At 48.6% G+C, this 6,936-nt stretch carries 5 protein-coding genes; 3 read left to right on the forward strand and 2 right to left on the reverse strand.

What is annotated here, in order from left to right:
* Positions 1–58: 58 nt before the first annotated feature.
* Together AC3DOM_RS11735 and AC3DOM_RS11740 are read right to left on the reverse strand one after the other, a co-directional pair.
* Positions 59–565, reverse strand: a complete 507-nt coding sequence (locus tag AC3DOM_RS11735; protein WP_487919232.1) for a phosphoribosyltransferase — start codon at positions 563–565, stop codon at positions 59–61.
* Positions 566–573: 8 nt separating this feature from the next.
* Entirely contained in the window at positions 574–1,734 is a 1,161-nt protein-coding gene (locus AC3DOM_RS11740) for a carboxylate-amine ligase (protein ID WP_487919233.1), read from the reverse strand.
* Between the two features lie 346 nt (positions 1,735–2,080).
* Between AC3DOM_RS11740 and AC3DOM_RS11745 the strand changes: the two genes are divergently transcribed.
* From AC3DOM_RS11745 to AC3DOM_RS11755, 3 genes are all read left to right on the forward strand, one after another.
* Complete coding sequence (locus AC3DOM_RS11745; protein WP_487919234.1) at positions 2,081–3,133, forward strand: HlyD family secretion protein; 1,053 nt, start codon at positions 2,081–2,083, stop codon at positions 3,131–3,133.
* A 150-nt stretch (positions 3,134–3,283) separates the two neighbouring features.
* Positions 3,284–4,051 carry an ABC transporter ATP-binding protein gene (locus tag AC3DOM_RS11750; RefSeq protein WP_487919235.1) on the forward strand — a complete coding sequence of 256 codons (768 nt, stop codon included), beginning with the start codon at positions 3,284–3,286 and terminating at the stop codon, positions 4,049–4,051.
* Positions 4,048–6,441, forward strand: coding sequence for an ABC transporter permease (locus tag AC3DOM_RS11755; protein WP_487919236.1), 2,394 nt, complete (start codon positions 4,048–4,050; stop codon positions 6,439–6,441). Before AC3DOM_RS11750 ends, AC3DOM_RS11755 begins: the two co-directional genes overlap by 4 nt.
* Positions 6,442–6,936: the final 495 nt, after the last annotated feature.

Below are 6,936 nucleotides of genomic sequence, written 5' to 3' on the forward strand. Positions count from 1 at the left end.
GTTGTTTCATATTTGGGGTTTATTTCTCATGCCCCTGGAGCATGCAATTGATGGATATCTACGTATTCAGTAGAATCTTGTCCTCACCGCGGTCGATTTCCCATGGATAGAGAACATAAGCCTCGGTTACGTCAGCATAATAATCCGGGCGAGCTTTACCAAAAAGATTACGATAGGGATTGAAGTGTAATACACAGGTCTCGGGAGAGCCGCCTGCTGCGGAAACGCGATTTTTTACGGCGGTGATCGTACGTCCCGAACCCCAGACATCGTCCATGATTAAAATTGCACGTCCGCGTAACTGTTCATCTGTGGGGAATTGGATGAAATCAGGCCAGGCCATCAGCTTGTTTTGTTCGGCTTCAAATTGGGCGGGGAAATCCACCGCTGCTGTCAGCACATGGGTGATATTCATCGCCTCGGCCAGCATCCCGCCCGGGATGATACCGCCGCGAGTTACCATGACCATCGCTGTAAATTCACGGTCAAATTTAGGGATCAGATAATTGATCAGGCGATCAACATCTGACCACGTCATCACAATATGGGGGTTCTCAGGCTGCATCCTTTTGCTCATACGCCACGCATGGTTTCTGTAGTCAGGAAATCTACAACTTTTATCAACGCTTCTGCCTCACTGGCTCCCTCGGAGATCGCTTTTTCATACACCTGGATTTGTCGATCGGCGCTCGTGCCTCTTTCAAGGATGGTCTTGATATGTTCAATCTCTTTGCGACTGTCCAGATCGTCAACCACCTCGTCTACAAAATCAAGCATTTCCAACGCGAGGAAATTCATCGGGACTTCCTCTTTGATTCCAAAATCAATTAATTTGCCATGGATCCCGTAGCGCATCGCGCGCCATTTATTCTCATTGATATGGTGTTGTCTGTAGCGTCGCCAGCTCATATTATTTTTCCGCAGGAGCAAGAGTTTTGCGACTAAGGCCTGTATTAGTGCCGTGATGGCAACTGCATCATCAATACTTGTGCAAACATCTGAAACTCGTACTTCCAGGGTACCAAATTTGGGGTGTGGTCGCACATCCCACCAGATCTTTGTGGCATCTGCCTTTCCTTTAAAATCTTTGGCTGAGCCAACTTTTCCAAGGGTATCAACCAGACTTTCATATTCGGAAAAGGATTCAAAATGTGGCGGAATGCCTGTGCGCGGCAGCATCTCAAAAACCACACTCCGATATGATTTTAATCCCGTATTTCTCCCCTGCCAAAAAGGTGAGCTTGTTGTCAGTGCCAGGATATGGGGCAAAAAATATCGCAACTGGTTCATGATCTCGATCATACGATCCTTATTGACAGTGCCATCCCCAAAGCCAATATGAATATGCATTCCGAATATTAGTAAACGTTCGGCAACGCCTTTCATTCGATCAAGCACTTCGCGATACCGTTCTCCGGCGTTCACGTCCTGTACTAGCCAGGATGCAAAGGGATGCGTGCTTGCAGCAGCGATTTTCATCCCATTCTTTTCGGCCAGCAGCCTCACCATTCGACGAAGGCGAATGACTTCTTCTCGGATTTCCCTCACATTTCGACATACCTGGCTCCCAACCTCGATCTGGCTTTGCATAAACTCGGGCTTCAACTCCTCCTCTGGAAAGATCAGCTTTCCTTCCTCGAGAAGTTTTTGCACATAGGAATGCAAGTCTCGCGTTTCAGGATGAATAATTTGATACTCTTCTTCAATTCCGAGGGTGAGGGGAATACCATACATCTCGAGCTCCTTTGGGGTGCTGTGGGAATTTCTGTTTAGTTTACCACTTTTGATGCGGAATCCTTCTGCGAACGAGGCAATTGAAGCACCTTTTTATCTTTTTTTAATGCCCTGAAAATGGATTGTTCCTGGTGCTTTTTCTCGTTGTCAAAACTAAAAACCGAATATTTTGCGCTTTCTATTTGTTAAAAAGATATGACCTTGACTATGACCTCCAGCACTATGATTTATGACCTTCAGCACCCTATACTGCCTGAGTAGATTTACAAATTGAAACTTTAGGGAATAATCCCCGTAGATTTAGATAGAAAATTTTTGGAAATATCATTCTAGAGGAGAACTTAAGATGAAACGCTTGACCATATTTTCGATTTTTGTACTTTTGACCGCAGTGCTCAGTGCTTGTGGTACGGATGCCCCCGTTGCCGAGGAGACACCCATCCCAACTGTGATGGCAGATAACTTCATTATTGCCGAAGGGCGTCTTGAACCATCCCGATTTGCAGATATTGCCTTCTCAGCAAGTGGTATTGTTGACGAAGTTTTTGTAGTTGAAGGAGCGCAGGTATCAGAAGGTGAGATTCTCGCTCGTCTGGAAAACACCGATCTCCTTGAGATGGATGTGGAACAGGCGCAGGATGCAGTCGATCGTGCTGAAGCCGATATTTTGACCGAAGTCGCGGAAGCCTATCAGGCTCTGCGCGTAGCCCAACAACGCCTGGATAATTATTCCCTCCCATCCAAATTTGATGGGATGACTCCTGCTGAGGCCGCTGAAGCGATGTTGGTAAAAGTCAACAAAGCGCGTGATGAATTTGAGCCTTATCTGGGATTCGATAATCTCAGAGGATATGCCAAGGTTTTGGAAGAGGCCCTGGACGATGCCTGGGCAGACTACAACCAATCCCTGACCTGGATGAATCGGGAAGCGGACTTGGAAGCGGCGAAAATCCGTCTGGCGCAGGCGCAGGCCGATCATGCCAATCTCCTGGCTGGAGAAGATATTGTGGCGCAGAAAAATCTATCTGCCGCAGAGTCTGCTTTATCCAATGCTGAACTCCGTTCCCCAATCTCGGGTACGGTAGCAGACCTGAATGTCAAAGCGGGCGAATCCATCGGAAGTGGGCAAACGGTTGCTTCCATCGCAGATTTCTCAGACTGGGTGGTCAAGACCACCGATCTGACTGAGTTGGATGTGGTCAATATTGCTGAAGGGCAGACCGTCACCGTCACTTTGGATGCCTTGCCTGATAGCCCGATGACTGGCACAGTCCAATCCATTGGACAGACTTTTACCGAAAGCCAGGGAGATGTGGTTTATGAAGTCACCATCGCTCTCAGCGATGCTCCGTCTGCAATACGATGGGGTATGACGGCTGTTGTCAAGTTTGCTGAGTAATCTACAGTCTCTGAGCGGAGCATCGAACGAAAGTGAGATGCATAGTCGAAGAGCGGTTTAGGCAAATCTCGTCCTTCACCCTATCGGGTACAGGCGACTGCGCTCCGCTCCGCTCAGGAACTGGTTGAATATCAAATAAGTGAGTTTCTTATGTTAACTTTACCCTTTACCAAAAACGAAAAAAAGAATGAAAGCCACTTGGCAGAGAATGAACATGCGCTAATATCGTTATACGGCGTCGACAAACTCTACAAAACGGCTGTTGGCGATTTCCCCGCCCTAAAAAATGTAGATTTGCAGATCAAATCAGGTGAATTTGTAAGTGTGATCGGCAAATCTGGTAGCGGAAAGACCACCTTATTGAATATGGTCACTGGCATTGATCGACCCACCCATGGTGAAGTTTGGGTGAATGAGACCCCTGTTCATGAGTTGAGCGAAAATAAGATGGCGCGTTGGCGTGGCAAAAATCTGGGGATCGTATTCCAGTTCTTTCAATTGCTGCCGATGCTTTCGGTGGTCGAGAATATCATGCTCCCGATGGATTTTTGCAATACATTTCCCAAGAACGAGCGGAAAGACCGCGCACTGGATTTACTGGATCAAATGGAGTTGGCGGATCACGCCTTTAAGCTCCCCTCAGGCCTCTCTGGCGGTCAACAGCAGCGTGTGGCGATTGCACGGGCACTCGCTAATGATCCCCCTGTGATCATTGCTGATGAGCCGACTGGTAACCTCGACTCAAAAACAGCTGAACGTGTTTTCAGCCTCTTCAACGAATTGGTTGCACGGGGCAAGACGATCATCATTGTGACCCATGATAATGGATTGTCTAAACGCGCAACGCGAACAGCGCTGATCTCGGATGGTGAGGTTTCCAGTTATATGAATGGAAATCATCAGGGAGTGGCAGCATGAGCAGCCGCTGGAAAAAAGTTTGGGCAGATTTTTGGGGAAATAAAACGCGCACCTTTTTAATGGTATTAACCATCATCGCCGGGACTTTTGCGGTCGGTCTGAATAATAATATTGGCCTGCTGATGAATCGGGATATGGATGCAGATTTTCTTTCTGCAAATCCATCCGAGGCAACCTTATACGTCTCGCCGATTGACGATGATCTGGTGGCCGTTGTTCAACAGATCGATGGCGTTGGGGAGCTGGAAGGGCGCAGCGATGTCTCTGCGCAAATTTTGCAGGATGATGGTGGAAAAACTGTCATCAATTTTGATGGTATCAAATCACTTGAAGATATTCGCGTCAATCTACTTACCCCCGACAATCCCAGCGACACAGTTTTGCCAACCCTACATGATAAAGAGATCTTGCTGGATCGAACGGCGAAAAGTTTGGGATATGAGGCTGGCGATTTGATCAATATTGAACTCAGCAATGGGAAGATCCGTCAATTGCGTCTGGCTGGCTATATCCATGATGTGGTCAGTATCCCCTTTGCAATGATGGGATCAGTTTCAGCTTACGTTAATCCCGAAACACTGGAATGGCTGGGCGGCTCTGCAGATTATTATTCCAAGTTGAATATCAGCGTAGCAGAAAATGCTACGGATCAGGGCCATGTATCCGATGTGGCCCAGGCCGTTGCTGATCGCCTTGAAAAAGGCGGTGCGACGATCTATTTTATTCAGATCTTCAATCCCGGCCATCACTTTGCCTGGGATGTAACCCAGGGCGTGATCGTAGTCCTGGGTGTGCTGGGCTGGCTGACGGTTTTCCTGTCCGCATTTCTTGTGGTCAATACGATTGTGGCCTTAATGTCTCAGCATGTCAAACAGATCGGGATCATGAAGGCCATTGGCGGCGAGACGCGCCAGATCATGGCGATGTATATGACTTTGATCCTTGCTTTTGGCGCAGTCGCTTTTGCGATTTCGGTGCCATTGGCCTCTTACCTGGGAGCCATGGTCCTGGATGGGATGGCCTCCTGGCTTAATTTTAATACGGGTGCTTTTACCATCTTTCCGCAAAGTGCTATCCAGCAGGCAGTTGTGGCTTTTGTGATCCCCGCCCTTGCGGCGCTGCTCCCAATGTGGAATACGGTCCGGATTACGGTTCGGGAAGCATTCAGCGATTATGGGCTGGGGAACAGCGGCGTAAAGCAATCCATAAAGCAGACAAAAAACTCGAGAGTCCTCCCACGCCCGGTGCGGATATCGATCCGGAATGCTTTCCGTCGGAAGACACGTTTGGCATTGACCCTGTCCACGTTGATCCTGGGCGGCGCAATCTTCGTCGCTGTGATGAATCTCTTCGGTACCTTTGATAAGACCATGCAGGACGTCGAAAAATATTTCCTTGCGGATATCAATATCTCCTTTAATCGTGCCTATCGCTATGATAAGGTTGCGGCGCTGGCGGAGTCTGTCCCCGGTGTAAAGAGTGTGGAAGGATGGATGTCGATGGGTGGGGAGATCGTTTCTGCAGACGAGACGACCGCTAATGAGCTTGCTTTCATTGCCCCACCAGCGGAATCGACCCTGATTGAGCCGATCCTGACAGAGGGACGCTGGCTGATGCCCGGCGATGAAAATGCGATCGTGATTGGAAATCATCTTTTGAGCGTGAGACCTGATCTGAAAGTTGGGGATTGGGTGACGATGCGGATCCAGAATCAGGAATCAGAATGGCAGATCGTGGGCATCTATAATATCCCCGGCAATGTCATCCCTCCGCTGGTTTATGCCAATTATGAATATCTCAGCCGCCTGGTGAACGCTCCCGGAGATGTCTATTCCTTGCGGATCATCACCGATGAGCGCGATGAAGCAACTGTTGCGGCAATTGGTTCAGCGTTACAGACCCTCTTTGACGACGAAAAGATCCAGGTCAGTGATATGCAATTGGCCGCAGAGTGGCGCGTTGCCCAAACCAGCCAGACAGATGTTTTGGTCTATTTTATGCTGGTGATGGCGATCCTGACGGCGATCGTCGGCGGTTTGGGGCTGATGGGTACGATGAGCATCAATACCCTCGAGCGGACACGTGAGATCGGTGTGATGCGCGCCATCGGTGCCTCCAACTGGGATATTCAGATGATCGTTCTCGTGGAGGGATTATTTATTGGGCTGCTGAGCTGGGGCGCGAGCATTCTTTTCTCCGTCCCGATCACCTCCGCCCTGACCTATGGTGTTGGCGTAGCGATCTTCAAATCTCCCCTGGCCTTCACTTTCGGCATGCAGGGAATCATGATCTGGCTCGCGATCACACTCGGTTTGGCGGCCCTGGCGAGCGCCCTGCCTGCCAGACGGGCCTCCCGTCTGACGGTACGAGATACGTTGGCGTACGAGTAAATATTGAGACAATATTTTTCTGCCAAGTACGAGAGTACCGATAAATCGAAAACCGCCTGAAATAATTATTTCAGGCGGTTTTTTATAAAATCTTTTTATCCTGATCTTGACCCGGAAACCTGGCTGCCAACCTCGATCTGGCTTTGCATGAACTCGGGCTTCAATTCATCTTCGGGGAAGATCAAATTTCCTTGCTTGAGTAATTTCTGCACATAGGAGTGCAGGTCCGGCGTATCGGGATGGATGATTTGATATTCTTCATCAATGGTCCAGCGTCCAAATCTGAAGTCTGGTAGTACTCGCTGAATTCTGGCTCCATCGCGCCGAATTTACCTGCTTGCGACTCTATTCCGAAAAGAAAGTTTTGCCTGTTTGTTTGTATAAATCACCAATCTGATAGCGCTTGAATTCTTCAAGATTGACGTATTTATCTGGCAACATACTATTTTCGATCATGGTTTCCAGGTATATTTCGTCAATTTCGGCCTCTGTGAA

The sequence above is a fragment of the Candidatus Desulfolinea nitratireducens genome (assembly GCF_982879505.1).

Excerpts from the sequence above, each read along its gene's own strand:
- AC3DOM_RS11735 (WP_487919232.1), bottom strand. The coding sequence starts at position 565 with ATGCAGCCTGAGAACCCCCATATTGTGATGACGTGGTCAGATGTTGAT.
- AC3DOM_RS11740 (WP_487919233.1), bottom strand. The coding sequence starts at position 1,734 with ATGTATGGTATTCCCCTCACCCTCGGAATTGAAGAAGAGTATCAAATT.
- AC3DOM_RS11745 (WP_487919234.1), top strand. The coding sequence starts at position 2,081 with ATGAAACGCTTGACCATATTTTCGATTTTTGTACTTTTGACCGCAGTG.
- AC3DOM_RS11750 (WP_487919235.1), top strand. The coding sequence starts at position 3,284 with ATGTTAACTTTACCCTTTACCAAAAACGAAAAAAAGAATGAAAGCCAC.
- AC3DOM_RS11755 (WP_487919236.1), top strand. The coding sequence starts at position 4,048 with ATGAGCAGCCGCTGGAAAAAAGTTTGGGCAGATTTTTGGGGAAATAAA.